Origin of the sequence: Streptomyces hygroscopicus, assembly GCF_026168105.1 — a bacterium.
Classification (GTDB): Bacteria; Actinomycetota; Actinomycetes; order Streptomycetales; family Streptomycetaceae; genus Streptomyces; species Streptomyces hygroscopicus_D.
Window position 1 is genome coordinate 1 of the sequence record NZ_LBMW01000006.1, and the last position, 18,244, is coordinate 18,244.

At 69.6% G+C, this 18,244-nt stretch carries 16 protein-coding genes; 5 read left to right on the plus strand and 11 right to left on the minus strand.

Annotation, left to right across the window (positions count from 1 at the left end; genetic code table 11):
- Window positions 1–99: 99 nt before the first annotated feature.
- Both AAW14_RS08360 and AAW14_RS08365 read right to left on the minus strand, forming a co-directional pair.
- Complete coding sequence (locus tag AAW14_RS08360; RefSeq protein ID WP_055492316.1) at window positions 100–633, minus strand: alkyl hydroperoxide reductase; 534 nt, start codon at window positions 631–633, stop codon at window positions 100–102.
- A 3-nt stretch (window positions 634–636) separates the two neighbouring features.
- Complete coding sequence (locus tag AAW14_RS08365; protein ID WP_265561509.1) at window positions 637–1,191, minus strand: peroxiredoxin; 555 nt, start codon at window positions 1,189–1,191, stop codon at window positions 637–639.
- A 160-nt stretch (window positions 1,192–1,351) separates the two neighbouring features.
- Between AAW14_RS08365 and AAW14_RS08370 the strand changes: the two genes are divergently transcribed.
- The 4 genes from AAW14_RS08370 to AAW14_RS08385 all read left to right on the plus strand — a co-directional run bounded on the left by AAW14_RS08370 (window position 1,352) and on the right by AAW14_RS08385 (window position 4,266).
- The gene (locus AAW14_RS08370; protein ID WP_265561511.1) at window positions 1,352–2,308 is read left to right on the plus strand and encodes a LysR substrate-binding domain-containing protein; all 957 of its coding nucleotides are present in this window, start codon (window positions 1,352–1,354) and stop codon (window positions 2,306–2,308) included.
- A 182-nt stretch (window positions 2,309–2,490) separates the two neighbouring features.
- Window positions 2,491–3,381 (plus strand): MarR family transcriptional regulator, encoded by an 891-nt coding sequence (locus AAW14_RS08375; protein WP_265561513.1) that lies wholly within the window; start codon window positions 2,491–2,493, stop codon window positions 3,379–3,381.
- 65 nt (window positions 3,382–3,446) lie between these two features.
- Entirely contained in the window at window positions 3,447–3,833 is a 387-nt protein-coding gene (locus tag AAW14_RS08380; protein WP_265561515.1) for a roadblock/LC7 domain-containing protein, read from the plus strand.
- Between the two features lie 4 nt (window positions 3,834–3,837).
- Window positions 3,838–4,266 carry a hypothetical protein gene (locus AAW14_RS08385; RefSeq protein WP_265561517.1) on the plus strand — a complete coding sequence of 143 codons (429 nt, stop codon included), beginning with the start codon at window positions 3,838–3,840 and terminating at the stop codon, window positions 4,264–4,266.
- A 48-nt stretch (window positions 4,267–4,314) separates the two neighbouring features.
- On the opposite strand, the gene AAW14_RS08390 is transcribed toward AAW14_RS08385, so the two are convergent.
- The 5 genes from AAW14_RS08390 to AAW14_RS08410 all read right to left on the minus strand — a co-directional run bounded on the left by AAW14_RS08390 (window position 4,315) and on the right by AAW14_RS08410 (window position 9,335).
- Entirely contained in the window at window positions 4,315–6,648 is a 2,334-nt protein-coding gene (locus tag AAW14_RS08390) for an ABC transporter permease (RefSeq protein WP_265561519.1), read from the minus strand.
- Window positions 6,645–7,334, minus strand: a complete 690-nt coding sequence (locus AAW14_RS08395) for an ABC transporter ATP-binding protein (protein WP_265561520.1) — start codon at window positions 7,332–7,334, stop codon at window positions 6,645–6,647. Before AAW14_RS08395 ends, AAW14_RS08390 begins: the two co-directional genes overlap by 4 nt.
- Window positions 7,331–7,855: a PadR family transcriptional regulator gene (locus tag AAW14_RS08400; RefSeq protein WP_265561521.1), complete on the minus strand. Its 525-nt coding sequence runs from the start codon at window positions 7,853–7,855 to the stop codon at window positions 7,331–7,333. The genes AAW14_RS08395 and AAW14_RS08400 overlap by 4 nt, the downstream gene beginning before the upstream one ends.
- A 305-nt stretch (window positions 7,856–8,160) precedes the next feature.
- Window positions 8,161–8,403 carry a hypothetical protein gene (locus tag AAW14_RS08405; RefSeq protein ID WP_265561522.1) on the minus strand — a complete coding sequence of 81 codons (243 nt, stop codon included), beginning with the start codon at window positions 8,401–8,403 and terminating at the stop codon, window positions 8,161–8,163.
- Window positions 8,400–9,335, minus strand: coding sequence for an SPFH domain-containing protein (locus AAW14_RS08410; RefSeq protein WP_265561523.1), 936 nt, complete (start codon window positions 9,333–9,335; stop codon window positions 8,400–8,402). Before AAW14_RS08410 ends, AAW14_RS08405 begins: the two co-directional genes overlap by 4 nt.
- Before the next feature lie 238 nt (window positions 9,336–9,573).
- On the opposite strand from AAW14_RS08410, the gene AAW14_RS08415 reads away from it, so the two are divergent.
- The gene (locus tag AAW14_RS08415) at window positions 9,574–11,931 is read left to right on the plus strand and encodes a transglycosylase domain-containing protein (protein ID WP_265561524.1); all 2,358 of its coding nucleotides are present in this window, start codon (window positions 9,574–9,576) and stop codon (window positions 11,929–11,931) included.
- A 51-nt stretch (window positions 11,932–11,982) separates the two neighbouring features.
- On the opposite strand, the gene AAW14_RS08420 is transcribed toward AAW14_RS08415, so the two are convergent.
- The 4 genes from AAW14_RS08420 to AAW14_RS08435 form a co-directional block, all read right to left on the minus strand.
- On the minus strand, window positions 11,983–13,446 hold the full coding sequence (locus tag AAW14_RS08420) for a catalase (protein ID WP_265561525.1): 1,464 nt from the start codon (window positions 13,444–13,446) through the stop codon (window positions 11,983–11,985).
- A 219-nt stretch (window positions 13,447–13,665) separates the two neighbouring features.
- Window positions 13,666–15,783, minus strand: a complete 2,118-nt coding sequence (locus AAW14_RS08425; RefSeq protein ID WP_265561526.1) for a SpoIIE family protein phosphatase — start codon at window positions 15,781–15,783, stop codon at window positions 13,666–13,668.
- A gap of 274 nt (window positions 15,784–16,057) precedes the next feature.
- Window positions 16,058–16,750, minus strand: a complete 693-nt coding sequence (locus tag AAW14_RS08430; protein ID WP_265561527.1) for a DUF402 domain-containing protein — start codon at window positions 16,748–16,750, stop codon at window positions 16,058–16,060.
- Window positions 16,751–16,833: 83 nt separating this feature from the next.
- On the minus strand, window positions 16,834–18,219 hold the full coding sequence (locus AAW14_RS08435; RefSeq protein ID WP_265561528.1) for a class II fumarate hydratase: 1,386 nt from the start codon (window positions 18,217–18,219) through the stop codon (window positions 16,834–16,836).
- Between the last annotated feature and the right edge of the window lie 25 nt (window positions 18,220–18,244).

Sequence of the window (18,244 nt, forward strand, 5' to 3'; positions counted from 1 at the left end):
GCGGTCGCCGAACCGCCCTCCGCCTAGCGCGGGCATGACGCAAGGTGCCTGCCCCCCAGCCTCGGGCTGGGGGGCAGGCCCCTTGCGGCGGATGAGCCGTTACTCGGCGAGGACCGCCTCCGCGTCCAGCGTCACGCCGACGGCCTGGATCACCGAAGCGATCTTGAAGGCCTCCTGGATGACCTCACGGTCCAGGCCCGCCTTCCGCAGCACCTGTTCGTGCGAGTCCAGGCACATTCCGCAGCCATTGATCGCCGACACGGCGAACGACCACAGCTCGAAGTCGACCTTGTCGACCCCGGGGTTGCCGATGACGTTCATCCGCAGACCCGCGCGCAGCGTGCCGTACTCGTGGTCCGAGAGCAGGTGGCGCGTGCGGTAGAAGACGTTGTTCATCGCCATGACGGCGGCCGCGGACTTCGCTGCGGTGTACGCCTCCGGCGACAGGTTCGCCTTCGCCTCGGGCTCCAACTCGCGCAGCACGATCGCCGAGCGCGACGCGATGGCCGTGGCCAGCACCGTGCCCCACAGCTGCTGCGCCGGCAGCTCGGAGTTGCCGATGACCGAGCCCAGGTTGAGCTTGAGGTCCTTGGCGTAGTCCGGGATGGCGGACTTCAGGGTGTCGAGGGACATGGCTCACTCACCGGCCAGCAGCTCGACCGGGTCGAGGGTGTCCTCGCCCTTGCTCCAGTTGCACGGGCACAGCTCGTCGGTCTGCAGGGCGTCCAGGACCCGCAGGACCTCCTTCGGGTTACGGCCGACGGAACCCGCGGTCACCATGGTGAACTGGATCTCGTTGTTCTGGTCGACGATGAAGACGGCACGCTGCGCGAAGCCGTCCTCGCCCTCGATGCCCAGGGCGCGCATCAGCTCGTGCTTCGAGTCGGCCATCATCGGGAACGGGAGCTCGCGCAGGTCCGGGTGGTCCTTGCGCCAGGCGTGGTGCACGAACTCGGAGTCGCCGGAGAAGCCGAGGATCTGGGCGTCACGGTCGGCGAACTCGTCGTTCAGCTTGCCGAAGGCCGCGATCTCGGTCGGGCACACGAAGGTGAAGTCCTTGGGCCATGCGAAGACGATCTTCCACTTGCCCTCGTAGGTCTTGTGGTTGATCTGCTCGAACTCCTTGCCCTTCTCCAGCGAGACGCAGGCGGTCAGTTCGAACTCGGGGAACTTGTCACCGACAGTGAGCACACGCTCTCCTAATAGCGCAGAAACACCGTGTTCACAAGGTGTTTCTCGTGGGTTGGACGATCACGATCCTGGCACAGGGAGGATTGATTCGGGAAATAGCTATACTGGGTCGTGTTGATCGGTGTCGGCTATCAGTGACTTCGAGTAAGGGGTAACGGTCATGGCGGGGACGAAGACCCATGGGCGCCGCCAGCCCAGTCTCGCCCAGTTGCGGGCCTTCGCCGCCGTCGCAGAGCACCTCCACTTCCGGGATGCAGCCGCCGCGATCGGCATGAGCCAGCCCGCGCTGTCGGGTGCCGTCTCGGCCCTGGAGGAGGTCCTCGGCGTCACCCTGCTGGAGCGCACCACCCGCAAGGTGCTCCTCTCGCCCGCCGGCGAGCGCCTCGCCGTACGGGCCAAGGCGGTGCTGGAAGAGGTCGGGGCCCTCATGGAAGAGGCTGAAGCCGTCCGGGCTCCCTTCACCGGGGCGCTGCGGCTCGGCGTGATCCCGACCGTCGCACCGTACCTGTTGCCCACCGTCCTCAAGCTGGTCCACGATCGCTATCCGCTCCTCGACCTGCAGGTCCACGAGGAGCAGACCGCCAATCTGCTCGAAGGTCTCACCACCGGCCGTCTCGACCTGCTGCTGCTCGCCGTCCCCCTCGGTGTGCCCGGCGTTGTCGAACTCCCGCTCTTCGACGAGGACTTCGTGCTCGTCACCCCGCTCGACCACTGGCTTGGGGGGCGGGAGGGGATCCCCCGGGAGGCCTTGCGCGAGCTGAACCTGCTGCTTCTCGACGAGGGGCACTGCCTGCGCGACCAGGCCCTGGACATCTGCCGGGAGGCCGGCCGCGAGGACGCGCCTGTGACCACGACCGCCGCCGGGCTGTCCACCCTCGTGCAGCTCGTCGCCGGCGGCCTCGGTGTCACCCTGCTGCCACGCACCGCCCTCAGGGTGGAGACCACCCGCAGCAACCAGCTCCTCACCGGCTATTTCGCGGACCCGGCCCCCACCCGGCGCGTCGCCCTGGCCATGCGTGCGGGCACGGCGCGGGGCGGCGAGTACGAGGAGCTGGCCCAGGCGCTCCGCGAAGCGCTGCGCCCGCTGCCCGTACGGGTGCTGGCGCCCCGAGCCTGAGAGGCTCCGGGCAGCGCCCATGCACACTCGGTCATCCATATGTCCGATGGCGAACCCGGAACGGCGAGAGAGTTCAACTTCCGTCAGCTAGTGCGCATTTCGCCGGAATATGCGCCCGCGCTGATACACATACTCCCTCAGCGTGACGTGTCAGGCATGTGTGCGACATTCCAAGGGGAGTTGTGGCGGGCGTACGGGATTCCCTTGGGCGGGCCGGATACGACCTGCTGTCGAGCGCGGTGACGCGGTACGCGCGTGAAAAGGGTGACGGCGCGCTGCGAGTTTCCGGGACGCCCGGCGGGGTCGTCCATCTGCGCGGTGGTCTCGTGGTCGCCGTCGCGAGCCCCGGCGCCCCCGGACCCGGAACGCTGTTGACGCGCTCGGGCCGGTCGGGTGCCGGGGCGGCCGAGCTGCGCGTCGTGCGCATGATGGCGATGCAGGACGCGGCCTTCGCGATCGTCGCGGGGCGTGTGGACGGCTGGGAGGTGCTGGAGGACCCCGCCGATCCGCCCGACGCCCTCGGAGTCGGCGAGACACCAGGGCGGCTGCTGCACCAGGCGGCGCGCAAGCTGGCCGCGCTGGACGTCCTGCCCCATCCGGTGCGGCCGGACCGGGAGCGCCCGTTACCCGCCGTCGAGGTCGACCTCGCCCAACTTGCACTATTGCAGCGGGAGTTGTTGGTGCACGCCGACGGCCGAAGCACCGCGCGGGACATCGCCTTCCGTACCGGTCGCGCGGTGTACCCCGTCACGGTCGAGATGGCCCGACTGCTGGGCGGGGGCTATCTCGAGTGCGTCGAGACGGCCGCACCGCCGGTCCGGATGCCGGCCCGCGTGCCCCCCGAGAGCCTGCGCCCCCGGACGCGCCCGGTGGCGGAGCCGGCGGCCGTGTCCACGCCGGGTGACGCGGGCGATGTGCCCCCGTCCGCATCCTCGCCGTCGCCACCGGACCCCGCCCCCGAACTGCCGCGCCGCACGCCCGGCGCCAGCGGCATCACCGAAACGCTCGCTCCCCAAAAGGCGGTGGCGAGTTGGAAGGGGTTCTTCCGGCTGCGGAGCGGAACCGCGAAATGAGAAGGCGAATGAAAGGAAACTCGTGCAACCAGTAAACGACCATTCCTCGTCAGGGAGTTGAGTACATGGATCACACAGCGCTGGCGTTCGAAATGCGCGGCCTGCGCGAGCAGGTGGCCGGAATCACCGACACCGCGATAGCGGCGGCCGACGGGCTGCTCATCGCGGCCGACACGGCGAGCGGTATCGAACCCGAGGGACTCGCCGCCCTCGCCGCGGCGGGACTCGGGCTTGCCCGGCGCACCACCGAGGCGACCGCACGCGGTGCCCTGCGCGGCACGGTCGCGTACGGCAGTCAGGGCTGCGCCGCGTTCTTCGCCGTGGGCGACACCGCGCTGATGGTCGTGCTCGGTGACGAGGGGGTGGACGCGGACCGTCTGCACCGGACGATCCGGCCGGCCATCGACCGTATCGGCTCGATCCTCACCGCGAAGGCGCCCGAGGGAGTGTGAAGGGATGGCGACGAAGCGTATGACTCCGGGTTTCTCCGACCAGGTGATGGGCCTGGTCAAGTCCCTCCGTACCGATGCCCCCGACTGCCTCGCCTCCGGCGTGGTCGACATGTCCACCGGGATGCTGCTCTCGTACGAGACCGTGGACAACCACCCGCCCGAGGTCCTCGACCTGCTGGCGGGGGCGACCCTGGACCTGTTCCAGGGCCGCACGGTCGTGATGATCGAGGACGTGTTCAAGGAGCGCAGGGGGATCACCAGCGACAACCACTTCTTCCAGGAGATCCTCGTCAACAGCGAGAACCTCACTCATCTGTTCGTCCGCATGAACGAGCAGCAGGACGTCGTCGCGGTGGTCGTGTGCCGTAAGTCGGTGAATGTCGGCATGCTCTTCGCCCAGGTCCGCCGGGTGGTGAAGGAGTACAGCCTGTGAACGCGTGCGGGCCCCTCCCGCCGGGGAAGGGCCCGCACAGCTGCCGAGCTACTCCGTACGCAGCCCCTCCGGCCGCATCAGCCGCAGCAGCGGCGGCAGGCTGAGCACCGTCACCAGCAGCACGACCCCGGCCCCTATGCCACTCATCGTCAGCACGCTCGCCCAGTCCACGCTCACGGCGGCGCTGGTCATCTTCAGCAGGATCGCACCCAGTGAGAGACCGACCACCGAGGCCAGCACCAGGCCCATGGCGATCGGGATCGCCGTCTGCCACAGCACCGACATGCTCAGTGTGCGGCGCCGGGTGCCGAAGGCGACCAGCGACGACAACAGCTTCCTGCGCTCACGCAACTGCTCCAGCTGCGAGACCAGCAGACTTACACCGATCAGCGCGAGCACACAGGTGGCGCCGACGAACAGACCGGTGCGGATGGCGGTGAAGCGCCCGGACTGCTCGGTCTCCCTCAGGGTCTGCGGGGTCTGGAGCGGAGCGATCCGTGCCGCGGTGTTCCGCACGTGGTCGGGCGCGTCTGCAACCGTGCTGTCCAGCGCGATGTACATCTCGCCCTGCACGGCCTCCTGCGCCTTCGCGGGCAGGGCCCCCTGCGTCATCAGGATGCCGTCGCTCTCCAGCCCGGTCGGGTCCCGCCGGGTACCTGCCGTCCGCAGCCCCCGCGGTACGGTCCAGGCGACCTCCCTGCCCTTCGGGTTGCCGCTGTAGGACGGGTCGAAGTACAGGGTCCGGCCGACGGTGGCGAGCTTCGGGGTGTCGGTGTCGCTCTGGGAACCCGACACCGCGAAGACGTCACCGTCACGGCACGAGGACAGCGTCGCCACCTCGCGCAGGGACGCGCAGTCGCCCACGGTGACCCGGAGGCCGAGGTCGGAATCCTTGCGCCGGTTGCCCGCGTAGCCCGTCGAGACCGCGATGACCCTCCGCACGCCCTCGGTCCTGCGCAGCTCATCGGCCGAGGGAGCGAGCGGGATGCTGCTCGGCACCTTCAGCTCCATCTGCGCCCGCGTCACATCGTTGGCCAGCTGCTTGGTGTAGTTGCCCTCCACGCCGGCGAACAGCATCTGCAGCGCGATCGCCCCGGCCACCGCCACCGCGACGCCGTTGACCATACGGGCCGCGGTCCCGCTGCTCAGCTGAAGCCTGCGGACGGCGAGTTGCCAGGCAACTCCGCCGGAGTTCAACCGGCCGACGACCGCCTCGACGATCCACGGCAGCAGCGCGGTGACCCCGACGAGCAGGAGCAGGACGCCACCGACAACCTGGTAGGCGTTGAAGTCCTCGTGGACCTGGCCCTGCCCGGCCATCGGGTAGAGCATCCCGAGCCCACCGAGCGGCAGCAGCAGCCGCCACCACAGCCGCCGCCGGGTGGGCTTCGCGGTGCGCACCACGCCGAGCGGTTCGATGACCACACCGCGCATCGCGAACAGGGTCACCAGGCCGGCGGCCGCCGGCACCGCGACCGCCACGAGCAGCGCCAGCACGGGAGAGGGGTTGAGATAGCTGGGGAAGACGCTCACGCCGAAGACTTCGGCGGTTCCGGCCGCCTGACGGCCGATCAGAAAGAAGACGGTGCCGAAGACCAGCCCGAGCAGGGCTCCCGCGAGCGCCTCACCGGCGGCGATCCGCCGCGTCATCCCGCTGTCCGAGCCCACGAGGCGCAGTGCCGCGAGCCGACGGTCGCGTCGCTCGCCGCCGAACCGCACGGCGGTGGCGATGAAGACGCCGACGGGCATCAGCAGCACCACGACGACCACGAGCATCAGCAGCATGAGGACGGGGTCCGCCTTCTCATGGGTGGGGCGGACATCGCCGAACCTGTTGATACGGGCCACGTTCGGGGGGTCGATCTTCGCCGCGAGCCCCTTGGCGCCCGCGTAGTAGGCGAGTTCGTGCGAGCCGACGAGTCCGCTCTCCCCGATGGTCCCCGCGATCCGGTACGGCAGCCGCTGCTTCAGCAGCTGCCCGCCGCCGGAGGCGAGCAGATCCTTCAGTGCGGGGGAGACCACCATCTCGCCCACCGCCGGGAGCTTCTCCAGTCCCGGCGGCAGCGGCGCCCGTGCTCCCTCTGGCTCCATCAGCCGTCCACGGACCGTCTCGTCGCGGTACGTGTCGTCGATGTCCGCGATCACCAGGGTGTTGTCGGCCCTGGGCATGACCTGCTCGCCGTACGTGTGGTCAGCGCGCGCGTTCTCCCGGTCGTGCCGTACCGCCACCGCGCCGGGCAGGGCGGTGGTGAGCAGCAGCAGCGAGACGCCCAGGCCGACGCCGATGGCCGTGAGTACCAGCCGGACCCACCCCTCGCGCCCGCCCGTGAAGGCGAACTTGGCCCCCATGGCCAGGTCCCTGGCCCATTGGCGCGCCCTCATACGATGCGCTCCATGTCCCGCGACTTCCCGTCCCGTACGACGATCTCGCGGTCGGAGTAGGCGGCCACCCGCGCCTCGTGGGTGACCAGCACGACGGCCGCGTTGGTGGACCGGGCCGCCTCGGTGAGCAGATCCATCACGCGCTCGCCGTTGAGCGAGTCCAGCGCGCCGGTGGGCTCGTCGGCGAACAGGACGCGCGGTCCGGTGACCAGGGCGCGGGCGACGGCGACGCGCTGGCCCTGACCGCCGGATATCTCACCGGGCCGCTTCTTCGCCAGGTCGTCGACCTCCAGCCGCGCCATCCAGGACAGGGCGGTCCGTTCGGCCTCCTTGCGAGCGGCGCCGCCCAGCCGCAGCGGAAGGGCGACGTTCTCGACGCAGGTCAGCTCGGGCACCAGCTGTCCGAACTGGAACACGAATCCGAACTCCGTGCGCCTGAGGAGGCTGCGTTCGGCGTCGCTCATGCCGGACATCTCTCGGCCGTCGTACACGATCGAACCCGAGTCGGGCGGCACGATCCCGGCGAGACAGTGCAGCAGGGTCGACTTGCCGGAGCCGGAGGGACCCATCACGGCGACGATCTCGCCGGGGTGGATGGAGAACTCGGCGCCGTCGAGGGCAAGGGTCGGCCCGTACGCCTTGCGCAGGTCGTCGGCTGCGAGCAGGGAACCCGCGGGAGCGCTCATTCGGCCACCACCTCGGCGAGCTTGTCGAGGCGCGCGGCGGTCAGCTCCAGCCAGCGCAGATCGGCCTCGAGATGGAACAGGGCGTGGTCGCAGATCAGCTGGTCGGCGAGGTCGCCCTTGCGCTTGCGGTCGGTCAGGATGCGCATACTGCGCAGGTGCTCGGCGCGTTGCGTGTCGAGGATGTCGGCGGCGTCGCGGCGGGTGAGCAGCGCCAGGACGACCTTGGTGTAGAGGGTCGACTGCAGATACGGCTCGGGCTTCTCCGGGGTCGCGAGCCACCGCTGTACGTCGGTTATCCCGGCCTGGGTGATGGCGTACCGCTTGCGCTCGGGCCCGCCGCCCGCCTCGATGCCGTCGACCTCGACGAGCCCGTTCTTCAGCAGACGGGACATCGTCGAGTAGACCTGGCCGTAGTGCAGCGGCCGGTCATGACCGAACTTCTCGTCGAAAGCCCGCTTCAGGTCGTAACCGTGACGGGGCCCGGACTCCAGGAGCCCTAGGAGCGTGTGACCTATGGACATGCGGAGCACTGTACACACGGCGTATACACCTGACGTATACATTGCGCGTATAGGGGTGCGACGAGGAGTGAGCCCCTGCAGGTGAGGGCCGATTGTCACGGTTCTGCTACACCGGGGGCAGCGGATCCGTGTCCGCCGCCGCTAAGGGCTGTCCCGTAATCCCCGGCGGGCGCGCGACGACAGCCACGGCACCTCGCTGCGTTGGCGGATCGACCGAATACGCCCAGTATGGGGACGACCCTCCGCCTTGTGATGCACCGCATCTGACGCCGCGCGCTGATCCACCGGGGATTACGGGACAGCCCTTAGGAGGCGGCGTCCCCGGGCGGGCGCCCCCGCCGGGGCAGCGGGCCGGTATCGCGCGGCAGACGACCGGCGTCCGCGAGAGCGCGTCGCAGCAGGAACTCGATCTGCGCGTTGGCGGAGCGCAGCTCGTCCGAGGCCCAGCGGGCCAACGCCTCGTACACCAACGGGTCCAGCCGCAGCAGCACCTGCTTGCGCTGCTGCGGCCGACGCTGAGGGGGCGAACCCTCGGAGGGAGCCGTCACTGGTAGAGGGACCCCGTGTTGAGCACGGGCTGCGGGGCCCGGTCCCCGCACAGCACCACCATCAGATTCGACACCATCGCCGCCTTTCGTTCCTCGTCCAGCTCCACGATGTCCCGTTCGGAGATTCTGGCCAGGGCCGCCTCCACCATCCCGACCGCTCCGTCGACGATCTGCCGCCGCGCGGCGACCACCGCACCGGCCTGCTGCCGCTGGAGCATCGCGGACGCGATCTCAGGAGCGTAGGCGAGATGTGTGAAGCGCGACTCGATGATCTGCACTCCGGCGGCCTCCACGCGCGCGTGCAGCTCGACGGCGAGCTTCTCGGTGATCTCCTCGGCGTTGCCGCGCAGCGAGAGCCCGCCCTCGTCGTGGGCGTCGTAGGGGTACTCGATGGCGATGTGCCGCACGGCCGCTTCGGTCTGCGTGGCGACGAACTCCAGGAAGTCGTCCACCTCGAAGGTGGCCTGCGCGGTGTCCTCCACCTTCCAGACCACCACCGCGGCCAGCTCGATCGGGTTGCCGTAGGCGTCGTTGACCTTGAGGACCGCGGTCTCGTGGTTGCGGACGCGGGTCGAGATCTTCGTACGCGAGGTGAACGGGTTCACCCAGCGCAGCCCGTCCTGCCGGATGGTGCCGCGGTAGCGCCCGAAGAGCTGGACGACCCGCGCCTCACCCGGTGCCACCGTGTTCAGCCCGCACATCCCGATGAACGCCGACAGACCGCTCAGGACACCGATCGCGACCAGCGCGGCCTTGCCCGCGGATCCGGTGACCGTCGAGCCCCAGGCGATCAGGCCCGCGCCCAGTGCCAGTCCGGCCACCCCGAGCAGCAGTGCGAGGCCGCCGCCGATGCTGTGCGCGGTGAACTCCCGGACCCGCGGCGCGGGCCTTTGCGGTATGTCGCCGGTGGCGGAAGCGTCATGTGTCGACATGGGTGGTGTCCCCCCGTTTCGTATATAGCTCTTACCTAGCTAAGTGATAGCACATTTTTTCCGCTGGCAACCTTCCATGCCTGCGGAACGTCGGTTCCGGTGGGACAGGTGCTGATTCTCACGTCCGTAAAAGGACGGATCGGCCGTCCTTTGTCATACCGCGCGGTGTTAGCTTTCTGAGCTGACCTGAGCCACGTACCTGGGTGACACACGAGAACGAAGCGGAGCGGATCGACTCATGGGACGAGCGGAAGAGAGACGAGCGCGACAGCGTGGTGGCCGCCGCGCGGCGCCCAAGCGCTCGACCGGGACGACCGGCTCCGCGTCGGTGGGCGCCCCGCCGGCGACCGGCGGCCGTGCCGCCGCGCGCGGCAGGGCCGCCAAGAACGGGAAGGCCCGGAAGAGCGGCATACGCCGGTTCTTCACCTGGAAGACGGTCCTCGGCTCGTTGTTCGGCTTCGTGCTGCTGGTCATGGGCGCTTTCGTGCTGCTGTACGTCATGACCCCGATCCCTGCGGGGAACGCCGCCGCCCAGTTGCAGAGCAACATCTACAAGTACAGCGACGGTTCGATCCTCGCCCGCACCGGCGACCTCAACCGTGAGAACGTCGACCTCGCCGAGATACCCAAGGGCGTCCAGCACACCTTCGTCGCCGCCGAGAACAAGACCTTCTACCAGGACAACGGCATCGACCTGCGGGGCACGGCCCGCGGCATCGTCAACACCCTCTCCGGCAAGGGCGCGCAGGGCGGCTCGACCATCACCCAGCAGTACGTCAAGAACTACTACCTGACCCAGAACCAGACCGTCACGCGCAAGCTGAAGGAACTGGTCATCTCCCTGAAGCTGGACCGCAAGAAGTCCAAGGAGTACATCCTCGCGGGCTACATCAACACCAGCTACTACGGCCGGGGGGCCTACGGAATCCAGGCCGCCGCGCAGGCGTACTACCGCAAGGACGCCGCGAAGCTCACGGTCGAGGAAGGCGCGTACCTGGCGTCACTGCTCCAGGCGCCGAACCAGTACGACTGGGCCATCGCCACGGACACCGGCAAGCAACTGGTGCAGGCCCGCTGGAACTACGTCCTGAACAACATGGTCGGCATGCACTGGCTGGACGCGGGCCAGCGCCAGGCGATGAAGTTCCCGGTGCCGAAGGCGCCCAAGCCGGCACCCGGCATGCAGGGCCAGACCGGGTATCTGGTGGACGCGGCCAACGCGGCCCTGGAGAAGCAGCTGGTCGCCCAGGGCACCGCCGGCTCGCTCGGTGATGCCGAGGCACTGGTCAGGCAGGGCGGCTGGACCATCACCGTGAACATCGACAAGAAGAAGCAGGCCCAGCTGGAACAGGCCGTCAAGGACAAGCTGACCAGCAACCTGAACCCGAAGAAGCGTTCCGTCGACGGTGATGTGCAGGCCGGTGCCGTGTCCGTCGATCCGAGGACGGGACGGGTGCTCGCCCTGTACGGAGGCGTGGACTACTTCAAGCACTACACCAGCAACGCGACCCGCCGTGACTACCAGCCCGCCTCCACCTTCAAGCCGCTGATCTTCGCGGCCGCCCTCGACCAGGGTGCCAAGACCCAGGACGGACGGGCGATCACCGCGAACACGATCTACGACGGCACCAGCGGCCGCCCGGTCAAGGGCAGCACGATCCCCTTCGCGCCGCCGAACGAGGACCACCAGGACTACGGACCCATCACCGTGCAGACGGCGATGAACCAGTCGGTGAACTCGGTCTTCGCGCAGATGGGTGTCGACGTCGGCATGGAGAACGTGCTGAAGGTCGCGGACTCGCTCGGCCTGGACACCAAGGGCCTGCCCGCGGTGCCCGCGCAGACCCTCGGCAGCATGGGCGCGAGCCCGCTGGAGATGGCCGGCGCCTACGCGACGCTCGACAACCACGGCAAGAAGGTCACCCCGGCGGTCGTCAAGTCGGCCGAGCACAAGGACCGTACGGTCACCTTCCCGAACCCGATCGGCGACCAGGTGATCACCCGCGAGGCCGCCGACACGGTGACCTCGGTGCTGACCGGAGTGGTCGACGACGGTACGGCCAAGCAGTCGGTCGCGAACAACCCCGCGCGCAACGGCCAGCAGGTCGCGGGCAAGACGGGTACGTCCGACAACAACAAGTCGGCCTGGTTCACCGGTTACACACCGAACCTGGTCACCTCGGTGGGCCTGTTCGGTGAGGACGCCAAGACCCACGCCCAGGTCCCTCTGAAGGGCGCAACGGGCCTCATCCAGGACAGCGGCGGCCGTATCAACGGCGGCAGCTTCCCCGCGCTGATCTGGGCCGCGTACACCTTCGACGTGATGGGCGACGTCAGCACGTTCGACCTGGACACCGTGCAGGGCGCGGCGGTCCAGCCGAGCGTCACGCCGTCTCTCACGCAGTCCCCGAGCTCCACGCCGTCGTCGTCGCCGTCCACGAAGAAGCCGACCTCCCATCCGCCGACCAGCTCGCCTCCGGCCTCGCCGTCATCGCCGACGGCTCCCAGTCAGCCGCCGACGAGCTCGCCGTCGTCGTCGCCGGACACCTCGCCGTCGGCGCCGGAGAACCCGCTCAATCCGAACGGCGCGCAGTGACACGAGGGCGCCCGGTGGCCGGTCCACCGGGCGCCCTCCTCGTCGGGTGCGTCAGCCGCCGTTGACGTTGTTGGCGATGCGGTCGCCGATCTCCTTGTCGATGTTGCGCCAGTACTGCAGCGCGCGGTCGAGGACCGGGCGGGAGACGCCCTGCAGCAGATGGCCGGTGACGTTGGAGACCAGCCGGTCTCGGGCCGCCTCGTCCAGGACCTGGCGGACCATCGTGTGCGGCTGGCCGAAGTCGTCGTCCTCCCGGTGCAGCCGGTAGGCCTCCCGCACCATCTCGCCCGCCGTCTGCCAGCCGGCGGCCTCGCCGAACTGATCCACGGCCGCGGCCGGTCCGCCGTAGGAGTTGGGCGCGTACGGTCGCGCGGTGTGGGCGGGCTCGTAGCGCATGGGGCCGTCCTTGGCATAGGAGCTGACCTGCACGCGCGGCCTGTTGGGCGGCAGTTGGGTGTAGTTCGGCCCGATGCGGTAGCGGTGCGTGTCCGGGTAGGAGAAGAGTCGGCCGAGGAGCATCTTGTCCGGGGAGGGGCCGATGCCCGGCACCATGTTGGACGGCTCGAACGCGGCCTGCTCGATGTGGATGAAGTAGTCCTCGGGATTCTTGTTCAGGGTCATCCGGCCGACCTCGATCAGCGGGTAGTCGCCGTGCGGCCACACCTTGGTCAGGTCGAACGGGTTGAACCGGTAGTCCGGCGCGTCGTCGAACGGCATCACCTGCACGTGGACCGTCCAGGACGGGTGGTCGCCACGCTCGATCGCCTCGTACAGATCGCGGCGGTGCAGGTCGGCGTCCTTGCCGGCCAGTTCGTCGGCCTGCTCCTGGGTGAGGAAGTCGATGCCCTGATCGGTCTTGATGTGGTACTTGACCCAGAACTTCTCACCGCCGGCGTTGATCCACATGTAGGTGTGCGAGGAGTAGCCGTTCATGTGGCGGTACGTCTTCGGGATGCCCCGGTCGCCCATGAGCCACGTCACCTGGTGCGCGGACTCGGGGGAGAGGGTCCAGAAGTCCCACTGCATGTCGTTGTTGCGCAGCCCGGTCGCCGGGTGGCGCTTCTGCGAGCGGATGAAGTCCTGGAATTTCATAGGGTCGCGGACGAAGAAGACCGGGGTGTTGTTCCCCACAAGGTCGTAGTTGCCGTGTTCGGTGTAGAACTTCAGCGCGAAACCGCGCGGGTCCCGCCAGGTGTCCGGGGAGCCGAGCTCGCCGGCGACCGTGGAGAAGCGGGCGAGCATCTCGGTGCGCTTCCCGGGCTGGAAGAGGTCGGCCTTGGTGAACTGGCTGATGTCGTTGGTGACTTCGAGGATCCCGTACGCGCCACTGCCCTTGGCGTGCACCACCCGCTCGGGAACCCGTTCCCGGTTGAACTGGGCCATCTTCTCTATGAGGTAGTGGTCCTGGAGCAGGATCGGGCCGTTCGGACTCACGGTGAGCGAGTGCTCGTCACTCTCCGCCGGGATGCCTGCGTTGGTGGTGGTGTAGGGAGCCGACTGGGGTGTCTGCGTCACGAGCGTCCTCCCGTCGTACAGAGGGTTCGGTCAGGTCGCTTCGCTCACCCCAGCAGTCAACTCCGCCGACGGGATGTCGGCAACATTTGGACGGGGTCCAATTCCGGTTCTCTTCTGAGCCCGGCGCGCCCGGCACCGGCCCGGCGCGCGCCCGGCACCGGCCTGGCGCGGGCCCGGTACCGGCCTGGTCCAGGCCCGGTGCGAGGCCGGTCCACGGCCTCACCCCCGGTTCAGCTCGAACCAGACCACCTTCCCGGTGCTCAGCCGCGTCGCACCCCACCGCCGGGCCAGTCGGTTGACCAGATACAGTCCCCGGCCGCCCTCGTCCGTGGCCCGCGCCTGCCGCAGCCGCGGCAGCTGGGGCACGTCGTCGCCGACTTCGCAGCGCAGTACATCGGTGCGCAGCAGCCGCAGCGTGACCGGCCGTGACGCATAGCGCACGGCGTTGGTCACCACCTCGCTGACCAGCAACTCCACCGAGTCCGTCAGCTCCTCCATCCCCCAGCGGGCCAGCGCCCGGCGGGCCAGCCTGCGGGCCCGGCCCGGCGCCGCGTCCTCGGGTTCCAGGAACCAGTACGCGACATCGCTCGGCGCGATCCCGTCGAAGCGGGCGGCGAGCAGCGCGATGTCGTCGTCGCGGTCGCCGGGCCCGAGCATGTCGAGCACCTCGTCGCAGAGCGCCTCCAGCGGCGGCGGGTGATCCGCGCCGGTGAGCTGGGCGGTCGCCGCGAGCTTCTCCCGCAACTGCTCTATGCCCGTCCACACGTCCCGCAGCCGCGACTCGACCAGCCCGTCGGTGTAGAGCAGCAGGGTCGCTCCCGCCGGGGCGTCCAGCTCGACCGCCTCGAAATCCACTCCACCCACGCCGATCGGGGCACCGGCCGGCACCCGCAGCACCTCGGCCCGGCCGCCCAGATGCAGCAGGACAGGCGGCGGATGGCCCGCATTGGCGATGGTGATCCGGTGCGCGACCGGGTCGTACACCGCGTACAGGCAGGTCGCCATGCGGTCGGTGCCGAGCCGCTGGGCCTGCTCGTCGAGGTGGTGCAGCACCTCCTGCGGCGGCAGGTCGAGCCCGGCCAGCGTCTGGGCCGTCGTCCGCAACTGCCCCATGATCGCCGCGGATGTCATGGAGTGGCCCATGACATCACCCACGACCAGCGCCACACGGCTGCCGGGCAGCGGAATCGCGTCGTACCAGTCCCCGCCGACCCGTGCGGTCTCGGCGGCCGGCAGGTAACGGGACGCCAGCCGTACGCCCGTCGGGTTCGGCAGGGTCTCCGGCAGCATCGTCCGCTGCAACTCGTCGGCGATGTACGCCTCTCGTCCGTACAGCACCGCCTTGTCGATTCCGAGCGCGCTGTGCGTGGCCAGCTGGGCGGCGACCAGCAGATCGTCCGCCTCGAAGGCCATCCGCTCGGGGCGGCGCAGGAACAGCGCGGCGCCGATGACCCGGCGGCGGCCGCGCAGCGGCGCCAGGATCGCGCGCTGGCCCGGCGGAACGGAGAGATCGTCGCCGAGCAGCTCCGGGAGCGCGGCGCGGGCCGCGGGCGCGTCCGCGAACACCGGCCGCACCCCGCGCAGCACCTCGGCGAGCGCGCCGCCCACCCGCACTTCGCACAGCTCGTTGCTCAGCGCCGCGAAACCGGAGCCCTCCGGCACCGGCACCGGCAGGATCCCGTCCTCCAGGTCCCGCTCCTGCGGTATCCGGTCGGTGCGCCGCAGCCGCAGCACCAAGGGGCCGGTGGGCCGCTCGTCACCCACGGGCAGCGGGTCGCGCAGATAGACGAGGATCGCGTCCGAGAAGGTCGGCACCGTGGCCCGGCACAGGCCCATCACGATCTCGTCGAGGTCGATGCCGCGCGCGATCCGACGCGTGGCGGCGCCCACGAAGCGAAGCCGGTCCCCGTCACGCCGCATGGGCATGGGGCCGCCCGGCGGCGCCTGGCCGGTGCGCCGGTCCTTGCCGCCGCTCACGGCGGCGGCGCGGTCCTGCCCGGAGCCGGGCTGGGCCGGAATGCTCTCCGGAGCGGGGCGCGGACGGTGCGTGTCCGGCTCGTCCGCGGACGGCTGGGAGTGCTCCGTGCCGCCCGTCGCGGGCAACGGCGCCGAGGAACCGCCCGGATTGCCCGATGCGCCGTGCTGGGCACAGGGCAGCGGCACACCGGACGAGACGGGCGAGTCGCCCGGCCGGGCCTGTGCGGGTAACACCGGGGCCGGCGGGGCGGACAGCGGCTCCGGGGTACGCAGGAGCGCCCCGCGGGGATCCGCGGGGCCCACGCCCTGCTGCGGGCGGTCGTGGGAGGTCGGGTGCTCCGTCACGCGTGTCGAATCCATCCGTCCGGGGCTGCGCGCCGTGCGTCAAGTTCGTCCCGCAGAGAAGCCGATACCCGGAATACGTGCCCCAGGAACGGAATTCCCGCGCGGTCCCACGCAATCCATGATGCACCGGCCGGCCCCGCCGCCCCGGTGTGGCCCTCGTACCCCTCGCTCACGTCCTGCCGCCCCTCGGTGACGTTCGGTCAAGCCCAGCGATTACTGCGTGAGTTGCTGTTGCATGCCCTTGCGGAGGACGATCCTACGGTTGTACCGCGGGGGCGCAACAAGGGTCTCATGAGGTCATGTGCGCGGGCATGCGGTCCCAGTCCTCCGGCAGAGGCGGCACCGACCAGGACGGATCCGGTCGCCAGTGCGGCCAGCCGTCCGAGAACGGCGGCCCCCAGGCGTGGATCACCTCCACCGCGGAGCGGCTCGCCTCGCGTACCCGCTCCGCGAGTTGAGAGGCGATCAGGCCGTCCCGCTGGGCCTGCGCGAACTCGTCCTCGTCACGCCAGCCCCAACTGCGGTCCGGATAGACGCAGATGTCCAGGAAATGGTCCTCGGAGTCGACGCCGCCGGACCAGCGCACCAGCGGCTCCTCCAGGTTGACGTACCAGTTCTTGAAGCGCCAGCCCGGCTCCCAGAACAGCCATACCGACCAGGGATCCCCGGGCCGGGCCAGCTTGAGCACACCGGTGCCGAACCAGCGGTCGAGCTGTACGGCCCGCGGCTTGGTGTATCGGGACTCCAGCGGCTCGGCGTGCAGCGGCGTGCCATCGGCGAGGACGGGCTTCACGCACTGGGTGCCGGGCGCCATCCACACGGCGAGCAGGTCGCCGTCGTCCCTGACCACGGTGACGGGCCGAGCGATGTGGAAGCGCTCTCCCCCGTTCTCCCGGTATCTCCACAGGATGTGGTCCCCCGGGGCCCAGTGTGCCGTCGCTCCGCCCGCTTCGACTCGTCTCACCGCTCCACCCTCTGCCATGCACAGATATTAGGTGCCCCAGGCATACGACGCTGCGGCGGCCGTCACGGTTCGCGCCGGGGCGGGTGACGCGGCGCCGGGATTCACGGGTGTGTCATCCGCAGGACGTCCAGTGCCTCGTCGAGCTGCTCCAGCGTGAGGTCGCCCCGGTCCACATACCCGGATTCCAGGACGACTTGACGGATGGTCTTGCGTTCGGCGAGCGCCTTCTTCGCGACCTTCGCGGCCTCTTCGTAGCCGATGTACTTGTTGAGCGGGGTGACGACGGAGGGGGAGGACTCGGCGTACTCGCGGGCGCGCTCGCGGTGGGCGACGATGCCGTCGACGGTGCGGTCGGCGAGCAGCCGTGAGGCGTTGGCGAGCAACCGGACGGACTCCAGCACGTTCTTCGCGATGACCGGCATCATCACGTTGAGCTCGAAATTTCCGGAGGCGCCGGCGACGGTGATGGTCCCGTCGTTCCCGATGACCTGCGCGGCGACCATGAGTACGGCCTCCGGGATCACCGGGTTGACCTTGCCGGGCATGATCGAGGATCCGGGCTGCAGATCGGGCAGACCGATCTCGGCGAGCCCGGTCCGGGGGCCGGAGGCCATCCACCGCAGATCATTGGCGATCTTGGTCAACCCGACGGCGATCGTCTTCAGTTGCCCGCTGAGCTCGACGATCCCGTCCCGGGCGCCCTGGGCCTCGAAGTGGTTGCGGGCCTCGGTGAGCGGCAGTCCGGTGACCCGGGCGACCTCGGCGATCACGGCGGCGGAGAAGCCGGGCGGGGTGTTGATCCCCGTCCCGACCGCGGTGCCGCCCAGCGGCAGTTCGGCCAGCCTCGGCAGTGAGGCCTTCAGTCGCTCGACGCCGTAGCGCACCTGGGCGGCGTATCCGCCGAACTCCTGCCCGAGCGTCACGGGGGTGGCGTCCATGAGATGGGTTCGGCCCGCCTTCACCACATCGGTGAATTCCTCGGCCTTTCGTTCGAGAGAGGTCGCGAGGTGTTCGAGGGCCGGGACCAGGTCACGGCTGACGGCGGCGGTGGCGGCGATGTGCAGGGAGGACGGGAAGACGTCGTTGGACGACTGGGAGGCGTTCACATGGTCGTTGGGGTGCACGCCCCTGCCGAGCCGCTCGCTCGCGAGGGTGGCGATGACCTCGTTGGTGTTCATGTTGGACGAGGTGCCTGAACCCGTCTGGAAGACGTCCACGGGGAAATGCTCGTCCCACCGCCCCTCGGCGACCTCGACGGCCGCTTCGAAAATGGCCTCGGCCACGTCCTTGTCGAGCACGCCGAGCTCCGCGTTGACCTTCGCCGCGGCGCCCTTGATCCGCGCCAGCGCCTCGATGTGCGCGCGCTCGATCCGCTGCCCGGAGACGGGAAAGTTCTCCACGGCCCGCTGGGTCTGCGCCCGCCACTTTGCATGGACGGGAACCCGTACTTCACCCATGGAGTCGTGCTCGATCCGGTATTCGCTCATACCGGGTACAGCGCGGGGGCGGGCG

Excerpts from the sequence above, each read along its gene's own strand:
- AAW14_RS08360 (WP_055492316.1), bottom strand. The coding sequence starts at position 633 with ATGTCCCTCGACACCCTGAAGTCCGCCATCCCGGACTACGCCAAGGAC.
- AAW14_RS08370 (WP_265561511.1), top strand. The coding sequence starts at position 1,352 with ATGGCGGGGACGAAGACCCATGGGCGCCGCCAGCCCAGTCTCGCCCAG.
- AAW14_RS08380 (WP_265561515.1), top strand. The coding sequence starts at position 3,447 with ATGGATCACACAGCGCTGGCGTTCGAAATGCGCGGCCTGCGCGAGCAG.
- AAW14_RS08385 (WP_265561517.1), top strand. The coding sequence starts at position 3,838 with ATGGCGACGAAGCGTATGACTCCGGGTTTCTCCGACCAGGTGATGGGC.
- AAW14_RS08390 (WP_265561519.1), bottom strand. The coding sequence starts at position 6,648 with ATGAGGGCGCGCCAATGGGCCAGGGACCTGGCCATGGGGGCCAAGTTC.
- AAW14_RS08395 (WP_265561520.1), bottom strand. The coding sequence starts at position 7,334 with ATGAGCGCTCCCGCGGGTTCCCTGCTCGCAGCCGACGACCTGCGCAAG.
- AAW14_RS08400 (WP_265561521.1), bottom strand. The coding sequence starts at position 7,855 with ATGTCCATAGGTCACACGCTCCTAGGGCTCCTGGAGTCCGGGCCCCGT.
- AAW14_RS08410 (WP_265561523.1), bottom strand. The coding sequence starts at position 9,335 with ATGTCGACACATGACGCTTCCGCCACCGGCGACATACCGCAAAGGCCC.
- AAW14_RS08415 (WP_265561524.1), top strand. The coding sequence starts at position 9,574 with ATGGGACGAGCGGAAGAGAGACGAGCGCGACAGCGTGGTGGCCGCCGC.
- AAW14_RS08425 (WP_265561526.1), bottom strand. The coding sequence starts at position 15,783 with ATGGATTCGACACGCGTGACGGAGCACCCGACCTCCCACGACCGCCCG.
- AAW14_RS08430 (WP_265561527.1), bottom strand. The coding sequence starts at position 16,750 with ATGGCAGAGGGTGGAGCGGTGAGACGAGTCGAAGCGGGCGGAGCGACG.
- AAW14_RS08435 (WP_265561528.1), bottom strand. The coding sequence starts at position 18,219 with ATGAGCGAATACCGGATCGAGCACGACTCCATGGGTGAAGTACGGGTT.